This is a genomic window from Leifsonia sp. YAF41, from assembly GCF_052113185.1.
GTDB lineage: Bacteria > Actinomycetota > Actinomycetes > Actinomycetales > Microbacteriaceae > Cryobacterium.
The window spans coordinates 176,320-198,663 of record NZ_JBFRCS010000008.1 but is presented as its reverse complement, the minus strand read 5'-3'; the positions used below and the strand labels follow the sequence as shown (position 1 = coordinate 198,663).

Annotated in this window: 21 protein-coding genes; 16 read left to right on the top strand and 5 right to left on the bottom strand. The window is 65.0% G+C overall.

All coding sequences use genetic code 11. The features are described from left to right. Window positions 1-72: 72 nt before the first annotated feature. The 8 genes from AB4Y63_RS10150 to AB4Y63_RS10115 all read left to right on the top strand — a co-directional run bounded on the left by AB4Y63_RS10150 (window position 73) and on the right by AB4Y63_RS10115 (window position 10,210). Complete coding sequence (locus tag AB4Y63_RS10150) at window positions 73-1,191, top strand: GuaB3 family IMP dehydrogenase-related protein (RefSeq protein ID WP_441790995.1); 1,119 nt, start codon at window positions 73-75, stop codon at window positions 1,189-1,191. Between the two features lie 41 nt (window positions 1,192-1,232). Then, window positions 1,233-2,963: a glycerol-3-phosphate dehydrogenase/oxidase gene (locus AB4Y63_RS10145; protein ID WP_441790929.1), complete on the top strand. Its 1,731-nt coding sequence runs from the start codon at window positions 1,233-1,235 to the stop codon at window positions 2,961-2,963. 176 nt (window positions 2,964-3,139) lie between these two features. After that, entirely contained in the window at window positions 3,140-3,667 is a 528-nt protein-coding gene (locus AB4Y63_RS10140; RefSeq protein WP_441790928.1) for a cation:proton antiporter regulatory subunit, read from the top strand. A 4-nt stretch (window positions 3,668-3,671) separates the two neighbouring features. Next, window positions 3,672-5,090 (top strand): cation:proton antiporter, encoded by a 1,419-nt coding sequence (locus AB4Y63_RS10135; protein WP_441790927.1) that lies wholly within the window; start codon window positions 3,672-3,674, stop codon window positions 5,088-5,090. 5 nt (window positions 5,091-5,095) lie between these two features. After that, window positions 5,096-5,854, top strand: a complete 759-nt coding sequence (locus AB4Y63_RS10130) for an SURF1 family protein (RefSeq protein WP_441790994.1) — start codon at window positions 5,096-5,098, stop codon at window positions 5,852-5,854. A 195-nt stretch (window positions 5,855-6,049) separates the two neighbouring features. Continuing rightward, on the top strand, window positions 6,050-6,496 hold the full coding sequence (locus AB4Y63_RS10125; protein ID WP_441790926.1) for a DUF3817 domain-containing protein: 447 nt from the start codon (window positions 6,050-6,052) through the stop codon (window positions 6,494-6,496). A 2-nt stretch (window positions 6,497-6,498) separates the two neighbouring features. Then, window positions 6,499-8,079 carry a glutamine-hydrolyzing GMP synthase gene (gene guaA / locus AB4Y63_RS10120; protein ID WP_441790993.1) on the top strand — a complete coding sequence of 527 codons (1,581 nt, stop codon included), beginning with the start codon at window positions 6,499-6,501 and terminating at the stop codon, window positions 8,077-8,079. 670 nt (window positions 8,080-8,749) lie between these two features. Then, on the top strand, window positions 8,750-10,210 hold the full coding sequence (locus AB4Y63_RS10115; protein WP_441790992.1) for a leucyl aminopeptidase: 1,461 nt from the start codon (window positions 8,750-8,752) through the stop codon (window positions 10,208-10,210). Window positions 10,211-10,347: 137 nt separating this feature from the next. Here AB4Y63_RS10115 and AB4Y63_RS10110 read toward each other — a convergent pair whose 3' ends face one another. Together AB4Y63_RS10110 and AB4Y63_RS10105 are read right to left on the bottom strand one after the other, a co-directional pair. Continuing rightward, complete coding sequence (locus AB4Y63_RS10110; protein ID WP_441790925.1) at window positions 10,348-11,163, bottom strand: Bax inhibitor-1/YccA family protein; 816 nt, start codon at window positions 11,161-11,163, stop codon at window positions 10,348-10,350. Between the two features lie 114 nt (window positions 11,164-11,277). Next, window positions 11,278-11,793, bottom strand: coding sequence for a hypothetical protein (locus AB4Y63_RS10105; protein WP_441790924.1), 516 nt, complete (start codon window positions 11,791-11,793; stop codon window positions 11,278-11,280). Between the two features lie 37 nt (window positions 11,794-11,830). Between AB4Y63_RS10105 and AB4Y63_RS10100 the strand changes: the two genes are divergently transcribed. The 5 genes from AB4Y63_RS10100 (at window position 11,831) to AB4Y63_RS10080 (ending at window position 17,165) form a co-directional block, all read left to right on the top strand. After that, complete coding sequence (locus tag AB4Y63_RS10100; RefSeq protein ID WP_441790923.1) at window positions 11,831-12,853, top strand: glycerophosphodiester phosphodiesterase family protein; 1,023 nt, start codon at window positions 11,831-11,833, stop codon at window positions 12,851-12,853. Window positions 12,854-12,931: 78 nt separating this feature from the next. After that, complete coding sequence (locus AB4Y63_RS10095) at window positions 12,932-15,484, top strand: ATP-dependent helicase (RefSeq protein WP_441790922.1); 2,553 nt, start codon at window positions 12,932-12,934, stop codon at window positions 15,482-15,484. Next, on the top strand, window positions 15,484-16,575 hold the full coding sequence (locus tag AB4Y63_RS10090; RefSeq protein WP_441790921.1) for an FUSC family protein: 1,092 nt from the start codon (window positions 15,484-15,486) through the stop codon (window positions 16,573-16,575). Before AB4Y63_RS10095 ends, AB4Y63_RS10090 begins: the two co-directional genes overlap by 1 nt. 146 nt (window positions 16,576-16,721) lie before the next feature. Beyond that, window positions 16,722-16,910, top strand: a complete 189-nt coding sequence (locus AB4Y63_RS10085; protein WP_441790920.1) for a hypothetical protein — start codon at window positions 16,722-16,724, stop codon at window positions 16,908-16,910. Window positions 16,911-17,012: 102 nt separating this feature from the next. Then, entirely contained in the window at window positions 17,013-17,165 is a 153-nt protein-coding gene (locus AB4Y63_RS10080) for a hypothetical protein (protein ID WP_441790919.1), read from the top strand. An 83-nt stretch (window positions 17,166-17,248) separates the two neighbouring features. Here AB4Y63_RS10080 and AB4Y63_RS10075 read toward each other — a convergent pair whose 3' ends face one another. Further along, complete coding sequence (locus AB4Y63_RS10075; protein ID WP_441790918.1) at window positions 17,249-17,653, bottom strand: DUF3054 domain-containing protein; 405 nt, start codon at window positions 17,651-17,653, stop codon at window positions 17,249-17,251. A gap of 23 nt (window positions 17,654-17,676) precedes the next feature. Beyond that, window positions 17,677-18,156 carry a MarR family winged helix-turn-helix transcriptional regulator gene (locus AB4Y63_RS10070; RefSeq protein ID WP_441790917.1) on the bottom strand — a complete coding sequence of 160 codons (480 nt, stop codon included), beginning with the start codon at window positions 18,154-18,156 and terminating at the stop codon, window positions 17,677-17,679. A 124-nt stretch (window positions 18,157-18,280) separates the two neighbouring features. Here AB4Y63_RS10070 and AB4Y63_RS10065 point away from each other — a divergent pair, with 124 nt between their 5' ends. The 3 genes from AB4Y63_RS10065 to sucD all read left to right on the top strand — a co-directional run bounded on the left by AB4Y63_RS10065 (window position 18,281) and on the right by sucD (window position 21,214). Beyond that, complete coding sequence (locus AB4Y63_RS10065; RefSeq protein ID WP_441790916.1) at window positions 18,281-18,925, top strand: NADPH-dependent F420 reductase; 645 nt, start codon at window positions 18,281-18,283, stop codon at window positions 18,923-18,925. Window positions 18,926-19,143: 218 nt separating this feature from the next. Beyond that, on the top strand, window positions 19,144-20,313 hold the full coding sequence (gene sucC, locus AB4Y63_RS10060; RefSeq protein WP_441790915.1) for an ADP-forming succinate--CoA ligase subunit beta: 1,170 nt from the start codon (window positions 19,144-19,146) through the stop codon (window positions 20,311-20,313). A gap of 13 nt (window positions 20,314-20,326) precedes the next feature. Next, window positions 20,327-21,214 carry a succinate--CoA ligase subunit alpha gene (sucD, locus tag AB4Y63_RS10055; protein ID WP_441790914.1) on the top strand — a complete coding sequence of 296 codons (888 nt, stop codon included), beginning with the start codon at window positions 20,327-20,329 and terminating at the stop codon, window positions 21,212-21,214. A gap of 274 nt (window positions 21,215-21,488) precedes the next feature. On the opposite strand, the gene AB4Y63_RS10050 is transcribed toward sucD, so the two are convergent. After that, window positions 21,489-22,292: an MIP/aquaporin family protein gene (locus AB4Y63_RS10050; RefSeq protein WP_441790913.1), complete on the bottom strand. Its 804-nt coding sequence runs from the start codon at window positions 22,290-22,292 to the stop codon at window positions 21,489-21,491. Between the last annotated feature and the right edge of the window lie 52 nt (window positions 22,293-22,344).

Here is a 22,344-nt window from a genome sequence, read left to right as displayed (position 1 = left end):
CGGGGAGAACGAAGGTGGAAGAGCCGCACCGGAGGGAGCGACGACCGCACGCCCTAGACTGGTCTGGTGACTATGGAGATTGAAATCGGCCGTTCCAAGCGCGCTCGTCGGGTTTACGCCTTCGACGACATCGCGATCGTTCCCAGCCGTCGCACCCGCGACCCCGAGGATGTCTCGGTCAGCTGGTCGATCGACGCCTACCAGTTCGACATCCCGATCCTCGCGGCACCGATGGACTCCGTCGTCTCTCCGACCACGGCCATCATGATGGGCCAGCTCGGCGGTATCGGCGTGCTCGATCTCGAAGGACTCTGGACCCGTTACGACGACCCCGAGCCGCTGCTCGCCGAGATTCGCACACTGCCCGCCGACAAGGCGACGCAGCGGATGCAGGAGATGTACTCCGCACCGATCAAGCCGGAACTCGTCACCGCACGGCTGGCCGAGATCCGTGCCGCCGGGGTGACCGTCGCCGGTGCTCTGTCGCCCCAGCGCACCCAAGAACTCTATGAAACCGTCGTCGCTGCCGGCGTCGACCTTTTCGTCATCCGCGGCACCACGGTGTCGGCCGAGCACGTCTCGCAGAACCAGGAGCCGTTGAACCTCAAGAAGTTCATCTACGAGCTCGATGTTCCCGTCATCGTCGGCGGCGCCGCGACCTACACGGCGGCCCTCCACCTCATGCGCACCGGTGCGGCCGGTGTGCTTGTCGGCTTCGGCGGCGGCGCCGCATCGACCACCCGCGCGACGCTCGGCATCCACGCCCCCATGGCCACGGCCGTGGCGGATGTGGCCGGGGCGCGTCGCGACTACATGGACGAGTCGGGCGGCCGCTACGTGCACGTCATCGCCGACGGCGGCCTCGGCACGTCGGGCGACATCGTCAAGGCCATCGCCTGTGGCGCCGACGCGGTCATGCTCGGCTCGACGCTGGCCCGGGCAACCGATGCCCCCGGCGGCGGCTTCCACTGGGGTGCCGAGGCGCACCACTCGCAGCTGCCGCGTGGCAAGCGTGTCGAGGTGGGAACCGTTGCTCCGCTCGAAGAGATTCTCTACGGCCCGGCACCCGTCGCCGACGGCACGGCAAACCTGGTCGGCGCCCTGCGTCGTTCGATGGCGACCACCGGATATTCGGACTTGAAGGAGTTCCAGCGCGTCGAGGTAGTTGTCGCGCCGTACCGAGTGAACTAGCGTCGGGTTAAGCATCTTGCCGTCTGGATGGGAGTCCGCGCATGGCCACGAGCAACTCGGTAACACGTTCCTCAAAACTGGGGCCTGAAGAACGAGCCGCAGCGCTCGCCCGGCTGAAAGACAAAGAGCTAGACATCCTGGTCGTCGGCGGAGGGATCGTCGGCGCCGGGAGCGCTCTGGATGCGGTCACCCGCGGACTGAGCGTTGGTGTGCTTGAGCAGCGTGACTGGGCTTCGGGCACCTCGAGTCGCTCGTCGAAGCTCGTGCACGGCGGCATCCGCTATTTGGAACAGCTCGATTTTCGGCTGGTACGCGAGGCTCTGATCGAACGTGGTCTGCTGCTTCAGCGGATCGCACCCCACCTCGTCAAGCCGGTGCGGTTTCTCTACCCGCTGAAGAAACGCATCACCGAGCGCGTCTATGTGGGCGCCGGCATGCTGCTCTACGACATTTTCTCGTACACCGGCGGTCGCCCGCCCGGTGTGCCGCACCACCGGCATCTGTCGAAGTCGCAGGTGAAGAAGCTCATCCCGAGCATCGCCGACGATGCGTTGGTCGGGGGCATCACCTATTACGACGCCCAGGTCGACGACGCGCGCTACGTGTCGACGCTCGTGCGCACCGCCTCGTTCTACGGCGCCCACGTGGCCAGCCGGGTGCGGGTCGAAGGCTTCATCAAGGTGGGAGAGCGTGTCGTCGGCGTGCAGGCACACGACCTGCAAACCGGTGAACGCTTCGAAGTGCGGGCCAAGCAGGTCGTCAACGCGACAGGGGTCTGGACTGACGACACCCAACGCATGGTCGGCGAACGCGGCACATTCAAGGTACGGGCGTCGAAGGGCATCCACCTGGTGGTTCCCCGTGACCGGTTCCAGTCGGCGATGGGGCTGCTGCTGCGCACCGAGAAGAGCGTGCTCTTCGTGATCCCGTGGGGTCGCCACTGGTTGATCGGCACGACCGACACCGACTGGCATCTCGACAAGGCGCATCCGGCCGCGACGACCGCCGACATCGACTACCTGCTCGAACACGTCAATGCGGTAATCAATGTTCCACTCACCCGCGAAGACGTCGAAGGGGTCTACGCGGGACTGCGGCCGTTGCTCGCCGGCGAGTCAGAGCAGACCTCCAAGCTGTCCCGCGAGCATCTCGTCGGCCACTCGGTTCCCGGCTTGGTCGTGATCGCCGGTGGCAAATGGACGACCTACCGGGTGATGGCGAAGGATGCGATCGACGCGGCTGCCGACGCACTCGACGGGCGCATTCCGCCCTCGACGACCCAGGACATCCCGCTGCTCGGCGCGGAGGGGTACCAGGCGGCTTGGAATAAGCGAGGCAAGATCGCCCGCGCGTTCGGTCTGCACACGGCCCGGGTTGAACACTTGCTGAACCGGTACGGGACCCTCACCGACGAGTTGCTCGACCTGATCAAGGCCGACCCGACCTTGGCGCATCCGTTGCCCGGAGCCGATGACTACATCGGCGCCGAGGTCGTCTACGCGGCAACCCATGAAGGGGCGCTGCATTTGGAAGACGTGCTCGCCCGGCGCACCAGGATCTCGATCGAAGCCTGGGACCGCGGGGTCTCGGCGGCGCCCGTCGCCGCACGCCTGTTGGCTGGCGTACTCGGGTGGGACGCCGAGCGTGAGGAACGCGAGGTGGCGTTCTATCTCAAGCGGGTTGCCGCCGAGCGCGCGTCGCAGGAGCAGCCAGACGATGAGTCGGCCGATCGGGTGCGACTCGAAGCGCCGGACATCGCCTCGACCGTGTAGCGAAGCCGAGAGACCTCGCGCACGGAGGACGTGCACGAAAGGGCCTGGCGCTAGCGCCAGGCCCTTTCGTGCGTGCGAGCGGCGCCGACCGATCGACCGACCGCAGCCACCGGCATCCGCCTCGAAACCCTTCGATAGAATGGAACTCCTTCCCACAACACTCAGGAGTCACAACCATGGTCGATGTTCGGCGGGTCAAACTCCCCGGCGTCGGTGTGCTTCACACCTTCGTGACTGACGACGGCGGCAAAGTTGGCGTCATTGCTCACCGATCGGGTCACAGCGACCTGATTACCTTCGCCGATGAAGAAGGCGGGCCCGACGCGGCCAAAGTGTCGCTTCGCCTGAGCGAAGACGAGGCGCGCACACTCGCCGAGCTGCTCGGCGGAACCCAAATCACCGAATCGCTCACCGCACTCGACCAGATTCCCGGTCTCTCGATCGACTGGTTCACCGTCGACTATGACGACCACATCGCCGGCCAGGCGCTCGGCAACCCCGCTGATCGCGGCATCGCCGGCCTGACCGTTGTCGCGGTTGTGCGCGGCGAATCGGCCAACCCCGCCCCGGCCGCAGACTTCAAGGTCTTTCCGGGCGACACTCTCGTCGTCGCCGGCTCGCCCGAGAAGGTGGCGAAGGCATTTGCGTTCTTCCGCACTGGTGAAGTGAAGGCGAAGGCCGTCGACTCTCCGCCCGGGGGGTAAGCGGATGGAACTTGGCCAAGACCTCCTCACCCTCGGCATCCTGCTGGTTGTTGCCTACGTTCTGGGGCGCCTCGGCAAGCTGATCGGGCTCCCGTCGATCCCGATCTACATGATCGTCGGTCTGCTCGCGAGCCCGCACTCCGGCTGGTTCCCGCTCAATTTTCACTCGGCCGACATCGAACTGATCGCGGTCTTCGGGCTGATTCTGCTGCTGTTCAGCCTCGGTCTTGAGTTCGACCAAGAGGAGTTCTTCGACAACGCCGGAAAGCTGCTGATCTCCGGCGGCTCCTATGTGCTCATCAACATGGGGATCGGCTTCGCCTTCGGCATGATGGTCGGTTGGGGCACCCGCGAGGCGCTCGTCATCGCCGGAATGACCGGAACCTCCTCAAGCGCCATCATCACCAAGCTGCTCATCGAGCTGCGCCGCCTGGCGAACAAAGAAACACCGATGATCCTCGGCGTGACGGTGGTCGGCGACATTTTCATCGCCATCTACCTGGCCATTGTCTCCGTCGTTCTGAGCGGCAAGACCGAGGTCTGGCCGATCGTGTTGCAGCTCGGCATCGCCTTCCTCTTCCTGATCGTGATGTTCTCGCTCGCCCGCTGGGGCGGCAAAGTCGTCTCCCGGCTCATCCGCACCAAAGATGACGAACTGTTCACCATCCTCTTCTTCGGTCTGGCTGTGCTGTTCGCCGGCATCGGCGAGATCATCGGTGTGACGGATGCGATCGGCGCGTTCCTCATCGGCGTCGTGCTCGGGGCAAGCACCTATCGGGCGAAGATCGAACGCGTCGCGGTACCACTGCGTGACGTCTTCGGCGCCTTCTTCTTCTTGAACTTCGGGCTCGCGCTGAACGTGGCCGAGTTCGGCTCGGTCATCTTCATCGTGCTTGCGGCGGTCGTGATGACCTTCGTGCTCAACATTGCCTCTGGAATGCTGCTCGCCCGGCTCAATCGAATGGGCGTCGTTGAAGGCATGAACGCGGCGGGCATCCTGGTCAATCGCGGTGAGTTCACCCTGATCCTGGCGACACTGTCGGTGGCGGCCGGCCTCGACCATCTCTTGCAGCCGTTCGCCGGCCTCTACGTGCTCACCATGGCAATTCTCGGGCCGCTCTTCGCCTCGCGTTCCGAACGTATCGGGGCGGCGCTGGTCGGTGGCAGAAAGAAGAGCGCCGGCTTGCCGCCGCCGCGCGACCGTATGCACGTCGAAGAGATTGCGCTGGTCGAGGCGGTCACAGCGAAACCGGGAGCCTCGGATCCCGAAGCCGATCTCGACATCGAAGCGGATACGGATGCAGATGACGACGCTGCCGGGAGTCAATCGATACCGACCGGCGACCCCATGATTGATTTCATCACCGAACACCGTCAGCCGCCGAAAAAGCGGCATGACGATCGCACAGAGGACTATTCGTGATTCAAATGATGCTGCGCCCCCGCTGGGTGGCAATGCTCGTGTTCGCCCTGGCCGTTGCCGCAGGGTTTGCTTTGCTCGGCCAATGGCAGCTCTCCCGGGCCATTGAGTCCGGCGTTGTGGTCGAACGCACCACTGAAAAGACGCTGCCGCTCGCTGACGTCGCTCAGCCCGATGGGCCGCCCTTCGACTCGGCGACCGGTCAGAAAGTGACGGTTGACGGTTTCTGGGTTCCCGGAGACGAGCAACTGATTGCCGACCGGTTGAACGGCGGAGAGAGCGGCTATTGGGTGGTCAGCCACTTCATCACGAGCGAGGGCGCCCACATCGCCGTCGCCCGCGGCTGGGCTCCCGACAAGAAGGCGGCAGAAGCAGCACGCGAGAATCTGCAGGTCGGGATCGCGGTCGAGGTCACGCTGAACGGTCGTTTCGTCGCGGCTGAGGCGCCCACCGTTCCGAAAGAGGGCCGAGACCCGCATGAGATGACCACGGTCGCCCCTGCCGCGCTGATCAATATCTGGACGGGCTACACCGACCAGCCGGTCTACTTCGGCTACATCGTCGACGCCGAAGCTGCGCCGGGCTTGGCCGTCATCGATTCCCCCGCTCCGATCGAAACCGCCGATCTGAACTGGCTCAACGTGTTCTACGCGCTCGAATGGGCAGTTTTTGCCGGGTTCGCGGTGTTCCTCTGGTTCCGTCTGGTGAAGGATGCCGTCGAACGGGAAGAGGAAGAGGCGGCGGAGGCCGCTGACGCGCCTCGGTGACCCGACCCATCCTGATTCGGGTCGTCGAACCGTGGCAAATGACCACTTTTTCGCACGAGGGAATGGTCGATTGACACGGTTCGGCGAACGGTCGAGGTGCATCGGGATCCTGGAGCCCGCGGTCGTGAGGCGACCGCGTCCGACGGGGCCGCCTGGCGGGGCTCACGCCCAGATTTAGCCACGTAGAATTGAGTCATGCCACTTGCACCTAAGCCCGCCGACATCCCCAGAATCCCCGGCGCGCTCCGGCTCTACAAGGTCGCTTCGATCATCACCGGTGTCTTTCTGCTGCTGCTCTGCGCCGAAATGATCGCCAAGTACGCGCTCGGCTACGAGCTTGAGCTCGGCGGCCCCAACGGTTTTCTCGCGATGGTTCCCCGCGACACCGTGACCGCGGTCAACCTGAGCACCGGCATTCTGATGGCACACGGCTGGTTCTACGTGCTCTACCTGTTCGCCGACTTCCGTCTTTGGAGCCTGATGCGCTGGCCGTTCTCGCGCTTCATTCTGATCGCCCTCGGCGGCGTCGTTCCCACACTTTCCTTCTTCGTCGAGGTGCGCGTTGCCCGCGAAGTGAAGGCATTCCTGGCTGCCCGTGAGGGCGCCGCAACCAACGAAACCGTGCAGGAGGCCCGCGCGTGAGCGTGACCGAACAAACCACCGCCCGCCCTGTGCTCGTCGTCGACTTCGGCGCGCAGTACGCGCAGCTGATCGCTCGACGCGTGCGTGAGGCATCCGTCTATTCGGAGATCGTGGCCCACTCGATCACCGCGGACGAGGTGAAGGCGAAGAACCCGATCGGCCTCGTGCTGTCGGGCGGACCCTCAAGCGTCTACGCAGAAGGTGCGCCGAGCTTCGACCCGGCGATCTTCGATCTCGGCATCCCAGTGCTCGGTATTTGCTACGGCTTCCAGGTGATGGCCACCGCTCTCGGCGGTGAGGTCTCCCAGACCGGCGCCCGCGAGTACGGCTCGACCCCGGTGACCGTGACGGATGGCGTCAACGCGTTGCTCGCCGGCCAGCCCGCCGAACAGACTGTGTGGATGAGCCACGGCGACTCCGTTTCGAAGGCGCCGGAGGGCTTCACGGTTCTCGCCTCGACCGAGTCGACCCCGGTTGCCGCGTTCGCCAACGACGAGCGCAAGCTCTACGGCGTGCAGTGGCACCCCGAGGTCAAGCACTCCGAGCACGGCCAGCACGTTCTCGAGAACTTCCTGCACCGCGCCGCAGGCATCCCCGCCGACTGGAACAGCGGAAACGTCATCGCCGAGCAGGTTGCCCGCATTCGCGAGCAGGTCGGCACCGGCAAGGTGCTGTGCGGTCTCTCCGGCGGAGTGGACTCCTCGGTCGCCGCCGCCATCGTGCACAAGGCCGTCGGCGACCAGCTCGTCTGCGTCTTCGTCGACCACGGTCTGCTGCGTGAGGGCGAGCGCGAGCAGGTTGAAATTGACTACGTCGCTTCGACCGGTGTGCGTCTGATCACGATCGACGCCCGCGAGCAGTTCATCAACGCCCTGGCCGGAGTCAGCGACCCCGAGACCAAGCGCAAGATCATCGGCCGCGAGTTCATTCGCTCGTTCGAGCAGGCGCAGGCCGACCTCATCGCCGAAGCGCGGGCCACCGACGGCGACCCGATCCGTTTTCTCGTGCAGGGCACCCTCTACCCGGATGTCGTCGAGTCCGGCGGCGGAAGCGGCACGGCGAACATCAAGAGCCACCACAACGTGGGCGGTCTGCCCGAAGACCTGCAGTTCGAGCTCGTCGAGCCGCTGCGTACCCTGTTCAAAGACGAGGTTCGCGCGATCGGCTCCGAGCTGGGTCTGCCCGACGTCATCGTTCAGCGTCAGCCGTTCCCCGGCCCCGGCCTCGGCATCCGCATCGTCGGTGAAGTAACGCAGGAGCGTCTCGACCTGCTGCGCAAGGCGGATGCGATCGCTCGCGCCGAGCTGACCGCGGCCGGTCTCGACCGCGAGATCTGGCAGTGCCCCGTCGTGTTGCTCGCCGACGTGCGCTCCGTCGGAGTGCAGGGCGACGGCCGCACCTACGGTCACCCGATCGTGCTGCGCCCGGTCTCGTCGGAAGACGCGATGACCGCTGACTGGACCCGCCTGCCGTACGACGTGCTGGCGAAGATCTCGAACCGCATCACGAATGAGGTCGACGGAGTCAACCGCGTGGTGCTCGACGTCACGTCGAAGCCGCCGGGGACCATCGAATGGGAGTAGGTGTGTTGCGGTGACGTCGTCATCCGCTCCTCAGCTCAAACAATGACGAAAAAGGCCGGGCCCCACCGGTTGCAGATCGGGTAACCATCTGCAGACAGGGGCCCGGCCTTTTTCGTCATAACTCGACACCCCGCGGATAATGACGTCACCGCACGTGGCGGTGTAGTGAGTTGCTCGTGGTCAGCGCATTCGCCGGTGGAGGGGCCCGGCCTTTCCTGTCATAACTCGACACCCCGCGAAACGCTCACTCACCGCCAACCGTGCAGGGAGGGAGGAGTGTGCAGTGACGTCGTCACCCGCTCCTCAGCTCAAACAATGACGAAAAAGGCCGGGCCCCACCGGCCCGCAGATCAGGAAACGATCTGCGGACAGGGGCCCGGCCTTTTTCGTCATAACTCGACACCCCGCGGGTAACGACGTCACCGCCTCTGGAGTGCAATGAATCGCTCTGGCGCCGCGTCTCGAAACCTCGCGAGCCAATCCTTGGACTGTGGTTGCGAGCGCAAGCCCGCCGCCGACGTGAGGTGCCCTGCGAAGAGGGGGCAGGCACACCGCAAACATACCGACGGTCTACGGTCAGCTGACGCGCGGCATCCTCTAACGTCAGAGGTGAGCTTCTCAGCTTCCGGACTGATTGGACCAAATCGTGACTACTCCCCGTGTGACTCTCATGACTGCCGACGCTGGCACCGTCGCCGTCGACGTGCTCGTCGTCGGCGCGCTTTCCGGCGCAGAAGGGGCGACCTATATCGGCGACCCGGCATATGCCTGGGTGAGTGATCTGTTCGAGACGTTCGATTTCACCGGCGCGGCCGACGCTCTCTTGCGTCTTCCCGCAATCGGGGCATCTGTCGGAAGCGTTGCAGTGATCGGACTCGGCTCAGCCGTCACCGTCGATGCTCTGCGCAACGCCGCAGGCTCGGCCGTGCGTCAGCTCGGCGGCGCCGCATCCGTCGCCATCGCGCTGCCTCTCGCAACCGAAACCGAAGTGCTCGCCGTCGTCGAAGGCGCCACCCTCGGTTCTTACTCCTTCACCACCTTCAAGGGCACGAGCAAGAAAACCCAGAAGGTGCCAACGTCTGACGTGACGGTTCTGACCGACGTCGCCGTCGACCAGGCAGCACTTGACCGCATCGGAGTACTCGGCGATGCGGTGCGCATGGTCAAGGACCTCGTGAACACGCCCGGCGCCCAGATCTTCCCGGCCTCGCTCGCACAGGTCGCGGTGGATGCCGCGGCGGGGCTTCCGGTCACGGTCGAGGTCTGGGATGAGACGAAGCTTGCCACGGAAGGCTGCGGTGGCATTCTCGGGGTCGGCCAGGGGTCGTCACGCAAACCGCGCTTGGTCAAGGTGAGTTACGCCCCGGCCGAGGCGACCACACACCTCGCGTTTGTCGGGAAGGGAATCACCTACGACACCGGCGGCTATTCGCTCAAGCCCTGGGACTCCATGCTCACGATGCACCACGACATGGCGGGTGCCGCCACGACGCTGGCCGTCACTCTCGCTGCGGCCCGCCTCAACCTGCCGGTGCGCCTGACCGCGTGGCTCTGCCTGGCCGAGAACCTGGTCTCGAGCACCGCGATCCGTCCGAACGACGTGCTGACGATGCGCAACGGCACCACCGTCGAGGTGATCAACACCGACGCCGAGGGGCGTCTGGTGATGGCGGATGGCCTCTCGCTGGCCAGCGAGGAGCACCCCGACGCCATCATCGACATTGCGACGCTGACGGGTGCCGCCATCGTCGCGCTCGGCCGCCGGACTGCCGGTGTAATGGGTGACGACGACCTCGTTGCCCAGGTCGTCTCGGCAGGCAAAACCACCGGCGAAGCGCACTGGCCGATGCCGTTGCCTTCCGAGCTGCGTCGTCTGCTCGATTCGAAGTTCGCCGACCTGGCCAACCTCAGCGCGGGATCGCGCGACGCCGGAATGCTGTTGGCCGGCATCTTCCTGCAGGAGTTCGTCGGCACGGATGCCGATGGCGGAGCAAAGATCCCGTGGGCTCACCTCGACATCGCCGGCACCGGCACCAACAACGGCACCGGCTACGGAATCGTCGGTGACGGAGGAACCGGAGCGTCGGTGCGCACCGTGCTGAAGCTCGTCGAGAACCTCGCCGCCGCGTAGGCTGCGTCGACACCGCACAGGGCCGCTCCTCACCAGGGAGCGGCCCTTCGTCGCCTGGCGCTGTCGTGGCGGCGGACGGATGCAAAAGGGCCGCTCCTCGGTGAGGAGCGGCCCTGTCGACGTGTTGCGAGTGTCGCTTAATTCTCGCGCAGGATTGCGAAGATGCGCAGCAGTTCGACGTAGAGCCAGACAACGGTGACCATGATGCCGAAGGCGGCGCTCCAACCGAACTTGCGGGGGGCTCGGTTGTTGACCCCGCGCTGGACGAAGTCAAAGTCGAGCACGAGCGAGTAGGCGGCCATCAGCACGGCGAGCAGACCGATGATCACGCCGAGCGGGATGCCGAGGATCTTGACGTCGCCGCCGAGGCCGAAGGCAGAATCCGAGTTGCCAAAGATCATTACGCCGACGTTGATCAGCGAGAAGACGAGGTAGCCGACCATCGCAATGAGGAACACCTTGGTGGCCTTCTTCGAGGCACGGACCTTGCCGCTCGCGAAGAGGGCGAGCGTGACGCCGACGACCGTGAGGGTGGCCAGCACAGCCTGCAAGACCAGGCCGCCGCCGAACTTGGCCTCGAACACGTACGAGATACCACCGACGAAGAGGCCCTCGGCTGCGGCGTAGCCCACGATCAGGCCGGGCGACGGCTCCTTCTTGAAGGTGTTGACCAGGCCGAGCACGAGTCCGACGATCGCGCCGAGGAACGGCAGGAACGGTAGGCCGGGGGTGAGCATCCAGCCGGCCACTGCAGCGACAACGAGAACAGCGAAGCAGAGCGCCGACTTGACGATGGTGTCTTCGTACGTCATCCGGTCGGTGTCCAGCGCGCCCGCCGACGGGGCGTTGTACATCTGCTGCAGTTCGTCGCCGGAGAGGACCGGGGTCGCTGTCTGGGCGCCCTGGGCGCTGAAGGCCGGGTTGCGCGAGAACGCGGGGTTGGAAGTTGCCATGGTGTCCGGGCTCACATTCAACTGGGGACGGGGACGCGCCGAATTCGACGCTGCTTCCAATCTATCTGAGAGAACGTTCAGGTTCGCTGAATGTCAGCCGAATGACCGTGCTGATCAGGACTGGCTGGCGGTGCGCCGAGCCGCTCGTTGCTCGTCGCGCCACCGGGCGAGCTGCCGGGCGAACCACGCCGACGCCACGCTCACCCCGGCGCAGAACAACAACGCGAACGCGGTTTGCGTGTACTCGTGCAAAGTGAACTTGGCCACGATGCTGGCGGCGATCGGCGCCAACACAGCCAGGTAGCTCACAGCGGGGCGATGCCGCACGAGCAGCCACGCGGCGAGGAGCGCGGCGAACGCCCCGACGAAATCAGGGCCGGCGACCGGAATGAGGCCAGCGATCATGCAGGGGAGCACGACGAGAAGCCGGCGCCACAGCGCCGCAGGCAGACACAGCCAGCCGATCATTTGCACTACGGGGCCGATCAACAGGAACCACAGACTGTACGTGCTGGTGAGGTTTGTGGCGGCAACACCGACAACGATCGCGGCCAAGCCGACGAGATAGCGCGGTTGGTAGCTGCCCCAGCGCAGGCGCAGGCTGCGGGTCGGCTCGCTCCAAAAATTCACAACATTGATTCTGGCAGGCCGCGACTAACCTTGTCGCATGACCAGGTCAGCATCACCGCATCCGATTGTCATCGGACACCGCGGCGCCTGCGGCTACCGTCCCGAACACACTCGCGCGGCCTACGAGCTGGCCTTCGCCCTCGGAGCCGATGCGATTGAACCCGACATCGTCTCCACCCGCGACGGGATTCTCGTGGTGCGCCACGAGAATGAGATCTCCGGCACGACGGATGTCGCGAGCCGGCCGGAGTTCGCCGACCGCCGCACCACGAAACACATCGATGGAGTCGCCCTGACGGGATGGTTCACCGAAGACTTCACGTGGGCAGAGCTCGAAACGTTGCGCGCCCGCGAGCGAATCCCGGCAATCCGCAAATCGAGCGCCAGCTTCGACGGCGCGTTTCCGATCATGCGGCTGCGCGATGTATTCGACCTGATCGACGACGCCTCGGTCGGCACGCCCCGGCAATTGAGCATGGTCGCCGAGATCAAGCACGCCACCTATTTCGAGTCGATCGGTCTGCCGCTCGACGAGTTGTTCGCGGCCGAGGTGAATGAGGCCGGCTGGAACGAGGGCGACGGGCGCCTCGTGATCGAGAGCTTCGAAAAGCATGTGCTCGATCAGGTCTACTCGCGCGGAATCTACGGAAAGCGGGTGTACCTCATCGAAGCATCTGGCGCACCCTTTGACGAGGTGTCCCAGCTGGGCAGCGCCGCAACTCCCTATGCCGACTCCCTCACGGCGGCCGGCCTCTATGAGCTCGCTGGGCACGTGGACGGGGTGAGCGTGAACAAGAAACTCATTCTCGAAAGGAATGCCGCCGGCGAGGTCTCCGGCACGTCGGACCTCATCGACAGCGCCCACGCGGCAGGACTCGAAATCTACTGTTGGACGCTGCGTCCGGAGAACAAGTTTCTTGCCCGCTCGTTTCGCACGGGAACGGTGAGCGCCGACTTCGGGGCCTGGCAGGCCGAGTTCGCGTTGATCATGGGCACCGGGATCGACGGCGTTTTCGCCGACCATCCCGATCTCGCCGTCGCCGTGCGCAACGCGCTCTGAGCATCCGCGGACACGCTCGGTTCTGACGGATGCCCTGCCCGGCAAGGTGTCAGGGGCAACATCTACAATTGGACCGACATGACGACACTCTCCAACCCCGATTCCACGCCCGCGAATCAGGCCTCCGCGGTACCCATCATTCTTGACGGCTACGGGCCCGGCCAGGGCGCGGCGTTCGGGGCCGGGCCGGGCGCCGGTCACGGCAACGGCCAGGGCTCCGGTCATGGCGCAGGGGAGTCGCGTCTGCTGAACGGGCTCAACCCACAACAGCGGATCGCCGTCGAATACCGCGGCCCCGCCCTGCTGATCATCGCCGGTGCCGGCTCCGGCAAGACCAGCGTGCTCACCCGTCGGGTCGCCAGCCTCATCGACAGCCGCGAAGCCTGGCCGAGCCAGATCCTCGCGATCACGTTCACCAACAAGGCCGCAGCCGAGATGCGTGAGCGCGTGCATGCGTTGCTCGGGCAGGGCGCCGATGGCATGTGGATCTCAACCTTCCACTCGTCCTGCGTGCGCATCCTGCGTCGCGAGGCAGAGAAGGCCGGCCTCACCACCAACTTCAGCATCTACGACTCGTCAGACACCAGGGTCACGCTCAAGCGCATCATCAAGAGCCTCGACGCCGACACTCTCGGCTTCACCCCGGCCAATGTGTCATCGAAGATCTCGAAGCTCAAGAACGAACTCGCCGACGTCGACTCGTACTCGCGCAACGCGAACATGAGTGACCCGCAAGAGGTCATGTTCGTGGAGATTTTCCGGCAGTACACCAAGCGATTGCGCGATGCGAGCGCGCTCGACTTCGACGACCTGATCGGCGAGACCGTCTACCTGTTCCGGGCGTTCCCGAAGGTCGCCGCGCTCTACCGGCGCCGATTCCGCCACATCCTGGTCGACGAATACCAGGACACCAACCACGCCCAGTACTCCCTCATCCGCGAGCTGACCCGTCCGGTCACCGCCGAGATCGCCGAAGAGATGGAAGCGCAGGGGCTGCACGTGCGCAACGTGCAGGATGCGACGGGCGCCATCCCGGGCGCCTCACTCACGGTCGTGGGCGACTCCGACCAGTCGATCTACGCCTTCCGCGGTGCGGACATCCGCAACATCAGCGAATTCGAACGTGACTTTCCGGGCGCCCAGGTGGTGCTGCTCGAGCAGAACTATCGGTCGACGCAGAACATTCTCTCGGCGGCCAACGCGGTGATCGGGCACAACTTCGATCGCAAAGACAAGAAACTGTGGAGCGCCGACGGGCCGGGCGAGAAGATCGTCGGCTACACCGCCTACTCCGGTCACGACGAGGCGCAGTTCGTCGCCGACGAGATCGAGGCGCTGCACAGTAGCGGTATGGCCTACCGGGACATGGCCGTGTTCTACCGCACCAATGCGCAGACCCGTGCGCTCGAAGAGATTCTGGTGCGGGCTGCGGTTCCGTACCGCGTGGTCGGCGGCACCAAGTTCTACGAGCGTGCCGAGATCAAAGACGCTCTGGCCTACTTGATCGCCGTCGCGAACCCGGCCGACGAGCTGGCCTTGCGCCGCATCCTGAACACCCCGAAGCGCGGTATCGGGCCGACGACCGAGACGGCGCTTCTCAGCTTCGCCGAGGCCAACGGCATCAGCTACCGGCAGGCGATGCGGGATGCCGCCGCGCTCGGCCTTGGCCCCAAGGTCACCGGGTCGATCCTGCAACTGGCCCGTCTGCTCGATGAGGCTGCCCTGAAGCTCGACCCGGAGAACCCGGCCGGTGTCGCCAACGTGGCCGAGATTCTGAGCTTCGTGCTTGAGGAGAGCGGGCTGCTCGCGGTGCTTCGCAACAGCCGCGACCCGCAAGATGAAGCGCGGGCCGAGAACATCGAAGAATTCGTTGCCCAGACCAAGGACTTCAATCGGGAGAACCCCGACGGCGGACTTGTCGACTTTTTGACCCAGGTGTCTTTGGTCGCCGCGGCCGATGACCTCGACGACGAGTCGGGCACCGTGTCGCTGATGACCCTGCACACCGCAAAGGGCCTCGAGTATGACGCCGTGTTCCTGACCGGTGTCGAAGAGGGGCTGCTACCGCACCAGATGTCGGCCGGCGAACCCGGGGGCCCGGCCGAAGAGCGACGCCTGTTCTACGTCGGAATCACCCGCGCGAAGAAGCGGCTGTACCTGTCGTTGGCCATGAGCCGCGCACAGTTCGGCGAGGTGAACGTGGCCATGCCGAGCCGGTACCTGCAGGAGATTCCCGTCGAGCTGATCGACTGGAAGCAGTCTCCGGGCATGGCTAACTCCCGCGGCGGCACCCAGCCGCGCGCCCTGAATGCCCGGCGCGACGGCTTCTCTGGCGGGTCGGGTGGCTACGGCGGCTCGGGATTCCGTGGAAGCAGCAGCGAGCGGGTTCCGGCCGGTTTGCCGCCGGCGCCGAAGCCGAAAACCGAATGGGCGAATCGGATCACGGCGCAGGTGCGCGACAACGGCGACCTCACTCTCGAAGCCGGCGATCGCATCCGTCACGTCGACTTCGGCGATGGCCGAGTGAACCAGGTGACCGGCGAGGGGACCAAGCGCATTGCTCACGTGCAGTTCGACACCTCTGGCGCGAAGAAACTGCTGATCAAGGTTGCGCCGATCGAAAAGATCTGATGGGCGCCGGGGCAGGCTCAGAAGCGGCGAACAGGCCGGAAGGCCTGTTCGACCGGATCAAGAATCTGCGTCGGCTCGACGTCGAGGTGGCAACCCGGGCAGCCCTGGCGACGGTGATTCCGCTGATCGTTTTGATCGCACTGGGCCGTATCGACTGGGCGCCCTACGCCACGTTCGGGGCGATGACCGCCCTGTACGGGCGGAGCGAGCCGTACCGGATCCGGCTGCGCACGGTGAGTGTCGCGGCGCTCGGTCTCCTGGTGAGCATGGCCCTCGGCGTGGCGATGGCCGCCTCCGGGGCAGCGCTGCCGCTGCTCGCAGCCGGGTTGGTTCTGGTCATCGTCGCTGGGCTGCTGCTGGCGGCGGCGGTCGGCCTGTTTCCGCCGACGCCGATCTTCTTCGTTTTCGCGTACACGGTCTGCTCGCAGGTGCCGACTCCGGTCGATGAAGTGGGCCCCCGGCTTCTCGTCGGAGTGATCGCCACCGCGTTTGCCTGGACGCTCACCATGTCGGGCTGGCTCATCCGTCGCGCCGCTGCCGATGCGCCGACCGGGCTCTTCAAAACTTTGCCCCGTCAGCCCCGGGTGCGCGGTGCGGCATTTCACGACTCGACGGTCTGGCTCGCCATCGTTCAGAATGTGGTCGGTGTGCTCGTGGCCGGCGGATTGGCGATCGCTGTCGGGATCGGCCATCCGTACTGGGCGGTCGTCAGCGTCGTCGCAGTGATACCACCGCCGGGTGCCGCGCATTCCACCTCACGCGCCATCCATCGAATCATCGGAACCGCCGGCGGAGTTCTCGTGACGGGCCTCATCCTGCTTCCGGGGCCGCCGGTCTGGGTGCTGGTGCTGGTCATCGCCCTCGGTCAGTTCGGTGCCGAGATCCTGATCGCCAAACACTACGGAGCCGCCCTCTTGTTCGTGACTCCGCTCGCGCTCACCGTTGCCCACCTGGCGACTCCGGTTGCGGTCCCGACACTGCTTGTCGATCGCCTGGTGGAGACTGCGCTCGGCGGCATCATCGCCATGGCGATTGTGCTGATCACTCGTGCCGTCGTGAACCGGCGCAACGCTCCCTCGCCCGTGGCCTGAGCGTCGTCCGCTCAGGCGCCGGCAAGTGTGTATTCCGGACTGACGGGCGGGGGCACGTCGCCGTGCCCGCATGCTTGTCTGCGTCAGGCCGGGAGCGTAGCGTTGATGTTCCCGGGGAACCGCCCTCACGAGGTGAAAGGCCGACCATGCCAAGCGATCCAGACAGCTTGTGGCCACGACTGCCGGATGCCGCGGAGCCGGTGGTCGACGACGAACGCCCGATCGATGATGTCGATGAGCCGCTCGATGAAGAAGAACCGGTCGCCGGAGAGGTCGAACCCGGCATCGATGCCGACGAGCGAATCGTCGTCGAAGAGGACGATTTCGAGCGCTGAGCACGGCCGCATTCAGTGCTCGTTCAGCCCGCCGAATTTACCCTCAAATTCGGCTGCCGCTAGAGCTAGCCGACCGGTTCGCACCGGGGTACCGTCTCGGTCATGAGCGACATGCGGGGCTGGAATGATGACGAACGGCGCGCTCGCGCACTCGCCGCCAGCAAGATCACGACCGAGGCAATTACGGTGATTACGAGCGAAGGGAGCACCGAGACGGAGACCGATGATTCTCTCCTCCCGCGCAGTGCCACCTGAGGCTCAGCCCCAGAACGAATCCGCGTCGAATCCGCGTTGAATCCGCGTCGAATTCACACTCCGCCGTAATAATCACTCCGCTGTTACGAGTTGACGCTTCGCTGTGACGAACGAGCAGAGCGCACCCGGCGAACCAGCAGCCAGACTGCTCGCCAGCCGAGGAGGAAGACGCCGAGTACGAGCGTCGTCACGATCGCGAAGCTCAGCTGAACACCCTGGCCGACGAGGGCGCGGAGCGCGAGTCCGCCAACGACCGTGCAGAGCCACACCACGAGCCCGGTCCAGACGATGGCACCGGGGCGGCGCCAGGCGCGCACGATCAGCCAGCCGATCGCGAGACCGCCGAGAAATGGCCACCAGGTGGTGAGCACACCGGCAAGGCCTTCGTTGTGGCTGGCGCGACCGATCAGCACGAAGAGGAGTACGAACGCGGCGTCGAGGGCGGCGGCCGAGACGACGGATGCTGACGAGAAACGCTGTGTTGCCATGCACCAAGCCTATGGGCAGCCGGCTACCCCAAGCCGAGAAGGTGATGCTCCGGGTCAAGTGTGGTCAACAGTTGTCCACAGATTTCGCTGAGTTGCGCTACCTGCCGTGCCGAGAGGGGGTCGAAGACCACTTCGCGCACTTCAGTGACATGTCCGGGGGCGCTGGCCACGATTTTCTCCCAACCGGCGTCGGTGAGTGCGGCGATCGAGGCCCGGCCGTCAACCGGAGAGGGGAAGCGGGTGAGATATCCGGCCGTTTCGAGCCGGCCGATCACATGCGACAGGCGTGACAGCGACGAGTTGGTGCGTGAGGCCAACTCGGTGAGAAGCAGCTGCTTGTCCGGGCTCTCCGAGATCATCGCCAGCACGTAGTACTCGAAGTGGCTGAGACCGGCGTCTCGCTTGAGCTCGGACTCGAGTCGGCTGGGCAGCAGCATCGTGACGGCGACCAAGCGCAGCCAGGCCAGACGTTCATCTTCCGAGAGCCAGCGGGGTTCAGTCATACGTCGATTCTAACATTTAACTTGACGCTTCAACTTAAGTGTTTTACGATTTAGTTGTCGCTTCAAGTAAATCGTGGGGGAGTGACGGCATCGTTCCAATAACTGAACTTCAGAAAGAGAAACCATGACTGACATCACCATCATCGGAACCGGCAACATGGCTCGCGGCATCGGCACGCGTGCTGTCGCTGCCGGTCGCACCCTCGAGATCCTCGGTCGGGACTCGGCTGCGGCGCAGGCGCTCGCCGCGGAGCTCGGCGCTTCCGTCGCATTCGGCAGCAGCGCGGATGCGACTCCTGCCGGGGCGCTTGTCGTGCTGGCTCTGCCGTTCGATGCGGCACAAGAGGTTGTGGCCGCGTATGGTGAGGCGCTTTCCGGCAAGGTGCTGATCGATATCACGAACCCCGTCGACTTCACGACGTTTGACTCCCTCGTCGTCGCCCCCGGAACATCCGCTGCCGAGGAGATCGCCGCGCTTGCCGCGCCGGGTGCATCCGTGGTCAAGGCCTTCAACACCGCATTTGCCGGAACGCTGGTCTCCGGCTCGGTTGCCGACGCGCCACTCGACATCTTCATCGCGGGAGACGACGCCGAGGCCAAAGTTGCGGTCGCATCCTTCGTCGCCGATGCCGGCCTGCGCCCCATCGACGTGGGGCCGTTGCGTCGCTCACGGGAACTGGAAGGGTTCCAGTTCGTCATCATGACCCTGCAGGCCAACCCCGAGTTCGACACGTTCAACTGGAACACCGGCCTCAAGGTGCTTGTCTAGTCGCCCTGAGTCTCCCCTTGACATGCCCGTCACCGCGAATGCGGAGGCGGGCGTTTCATTTCACGTTCTGGCGCCGACGCACGCGGAATCAGGCGGCTTGAGCGAGGTAGAGTTGAGAGCGGCCAGTATGTCTTGACGTCGAGCTAATTTCGCGCCAACAACTGTGCCTGTGACCCCCTCACCATGCACGAACGCTAGTTGCGGATTGGAAGAGCAGCGTGGATCTTTACGAATACCAGGCCAGAGACCTGTTTGAAGAGTATGGAGTCCCGGTCCTTCCGGGAATCATCGCGGACACTCCGGAGGAGGTGCGCGCAGCCGCCGAGAAGCTCGGTGGTGTTGTGGTCGTCAAGGCCCAGGTCAAGGTCGGTGGCCGCGGTAAGGCCGGTGGCGTCAAGGTCGCCAAGACTCCGGATGACGCAGAGGCCGCTGGCCGCGCCATCCTCGGACTCGACATCAAGGGTCACACCGTCAACCGCGTGATGGTCGCCGGTGGCGCCCGCATCGCGCAGGAGTTCTACTTCTCGGTGCTGCTCGACCGCTCGAACCGCTCCTACCTCTCGCTTGCCAGCTACGAAGGCGGCGTTGAGATCGAGGTGCTCGCGGTTGAGAAGCCGGAGGCGCTCGCCTACACGTCGATCGACCCGAACGCTGGAATCGACCTCGACTTGGCTCGTGAGATCGCGGTTGCCGCGAAGTTCCCGGCCGAGCTCGTCGAGAAGGTTGCACCGGTTTTCGTGCAGCTCTACAACGTTTTCAAGGGTGAGGACGCGACGCTCGTCGAGGTCAACCCTCTCGTTCTCACCGAAGAGGGCGACATCATCGCCCTCGACGGCAAGGTCACCCTGGATGAGAACGCCGGTTTCCGTCACCCTCGTCACGCCGCTCTCGAAGACGCTGCTGCAGCAGACCCGCTCGAGGCGAAGGCCAAGGAGAACGACCTCAACTACGTCAAGCTCGACGGTGAGGTCGGTGTCATCGGCAACGGTGCAGGACTGGTCATGTCGACGCTGGACGTCGTCGCGTACGCCGGTGAAAACCACGGCGGCGTGAAGCCGGCCAACTTCCTCGACATCGGTGGCGGAGCATCCGCTGAGGTCATGGCCGCCGGTCTCGACGTCATCCTTGGCGACCCGCAGGTCAAGAGCGTGTTCGTCAACGTCTTCGGTGGCATCACCGCCTGCGACGCCGTCGCCAAGGGCATCGTCGGCGCGCTCGCCGAGCTCGGTTCCGCGGCGAACAAGCCGCTCGTTGTGCGCCTCGACGGCAACAACGTCGAAGAGGGCCGTCGCATCCTCGCCGAGGCGAACCACCCGCTTGTCACTCTGGCCGCCACCATGGACGAGGGCGCCGACAAGGCCGCCGAACTCGCCCACGCCGCGAAGTAAGGGAATTTCGAGAATGTCAATCTTCCTCAACAAGGACTCCAAGGTCATCGTGCAGGGCATCACCGGCGGTGAGGGCACCAAGCACACCGCCCTCATGCTGAAGGCCGGCACGCAGGTCGTCGGTGGCGTCAACGCCCGCAAGGCCGGCACCAGTGTCGTGCACGGCGACGTGGAACTGCCCGTTTACGGAACCGTCGCTGAGGCGATGGAGAAGTCCGGCGCGGATGTCTCCATCGCGTTCGTTCCGCCGGCTTTCACCAAAGACGCCGTGATCGAGGCCATCGACGCCGAGATCCCGCTGCTCGTCATCATCACTGAGGGCGTTCCGGTGCAGGACTCGGCTGAGTTCTGGGCCTACAACAAGGCCAAGGGCAACAAGACCCGCATCATCGGCCCGAACTGCCCCGGCATCATCACCCCCGGTGAGTCGCTCGTCGGCATCACCCCGGCGACCATCACCGGCAAGGGCCCGATCGGCCTCGTCTCGAAGTCGGGCACCCTGACCTACCAGATGATGTACGAACTGCGCGACCTCGGATTCTCGACCGCGATCGGTATCGGTGGCGACCCCATCATCGGCACCACGCACATCGACGCCCTCGAAGCCTTCGAGAACGACCCGGAGACCCTCGCGATCGTCATGATCGGTGAAATCGGCGGCGACGCTGAAGAGAAGGCCGCCGACTACATCAAGGCTCACGTCACCAAGCCGGTCGTCGGCTACGTGGCCGGCTTCACTGCACCCGAAGGAAAGACCATGGGCCACGCCGGCGCCATCGTCTCCGACGGAGCCGGAACCGCACAGGGCAAGAAGGAGGCCCTCGAGGCCGCCGGAGTCAAGGTCGGCAAGACGCCGAGCGAGACCGCGACCCTGCTGCGCGAGGTTCTCGCCGCACTGTAAGTCACGAATTCTCTGAATGCTCGAAGGGCCCGCCGGTTTCGGCGGGCCCTTCGTGCGTACCTCGATTCTCGTGACAGAACCACCGTGCGGAGTGATACTGGGGGCTATGCAAGAAATCTTTCAAATCGGCCTCATCGTTTGGGTGGTCGTCGGCGTGATTGTCGGCGCCACGGCCCTCATCGCCCTCGCCCGGGCGCCATACCGCAAGTAACCGCGCAGACGACGTTGCCGCCGGCTCCTGTGAAGAAGTCCGGCGTAGCGTTCTGCGCGGCAGTCAGGCCTGGTCAGCCTCGGTGACCTCGGTGTACAGGGCGCCCTGCGCCGCTCCGGAGCCGGACTTGCCGCCCCCGCGCCCACGAAGCACAAAGGCGATTCCCACGGCAACGACCGCCCCGGCGACCGGCCCCGCCGCATACACCCAGTAACTACTGAAGTCGCCCGAGGCGAGATCGGGCCCGAATGTGCGGGCCGGGTTCATCGAGGTGCCGGAGATGGGACTGCCCCAGAGCCCGGCGAGGGCGATGTAGGCCCCGACCCCGAACGCCCCGAACAGTCCGACATTCTGAGCCCCGGACGCGGTGCCGAGAATCACGCTGACCAGGCCGAGGGTGAGCAAGGCCTCCATCCAGAACGCCGCCCAATCCGAGTAGTTCGACGCCGGATAGTTCGAACCGTATTTCGAAGACACCCCGATGACGGCGGTGAGCAGGAGGCTCGCGAGGGTCGCCCCGATCAGCTGCACGATGATGTAGCCGGGCACGCGCCGCCACGGAAAGTCTCCCCGCAACGCGAACGCAATGCTCACTGCCGGATTCAGGTGCGCTCCGGAGACCTTGCCCATGAACAGGATGACGCCGAGCACCATGAGGCCCGGCGCCACGACCGCGGCGGTGCGCGAGATCGTGCCCGGGAACGCCTGGCTCATCATGCCGCCTCCCGCCGCGACGATCACGAGCAAAAAGGTGCCGTAGAGCTCGGAGAACAGTCTCCGCCATTCCTGGCGGGGATCCTTGAAATTCTCGATGCGCAGAAGCACGCTTGCCGGAATTGAGACGGCAGTCTCGGTTTTCTCTGCCATGAGGTATCTCCTCGCCTCGGTGCCTCTGGGCGCTGGGTGACGAGATTGCGGT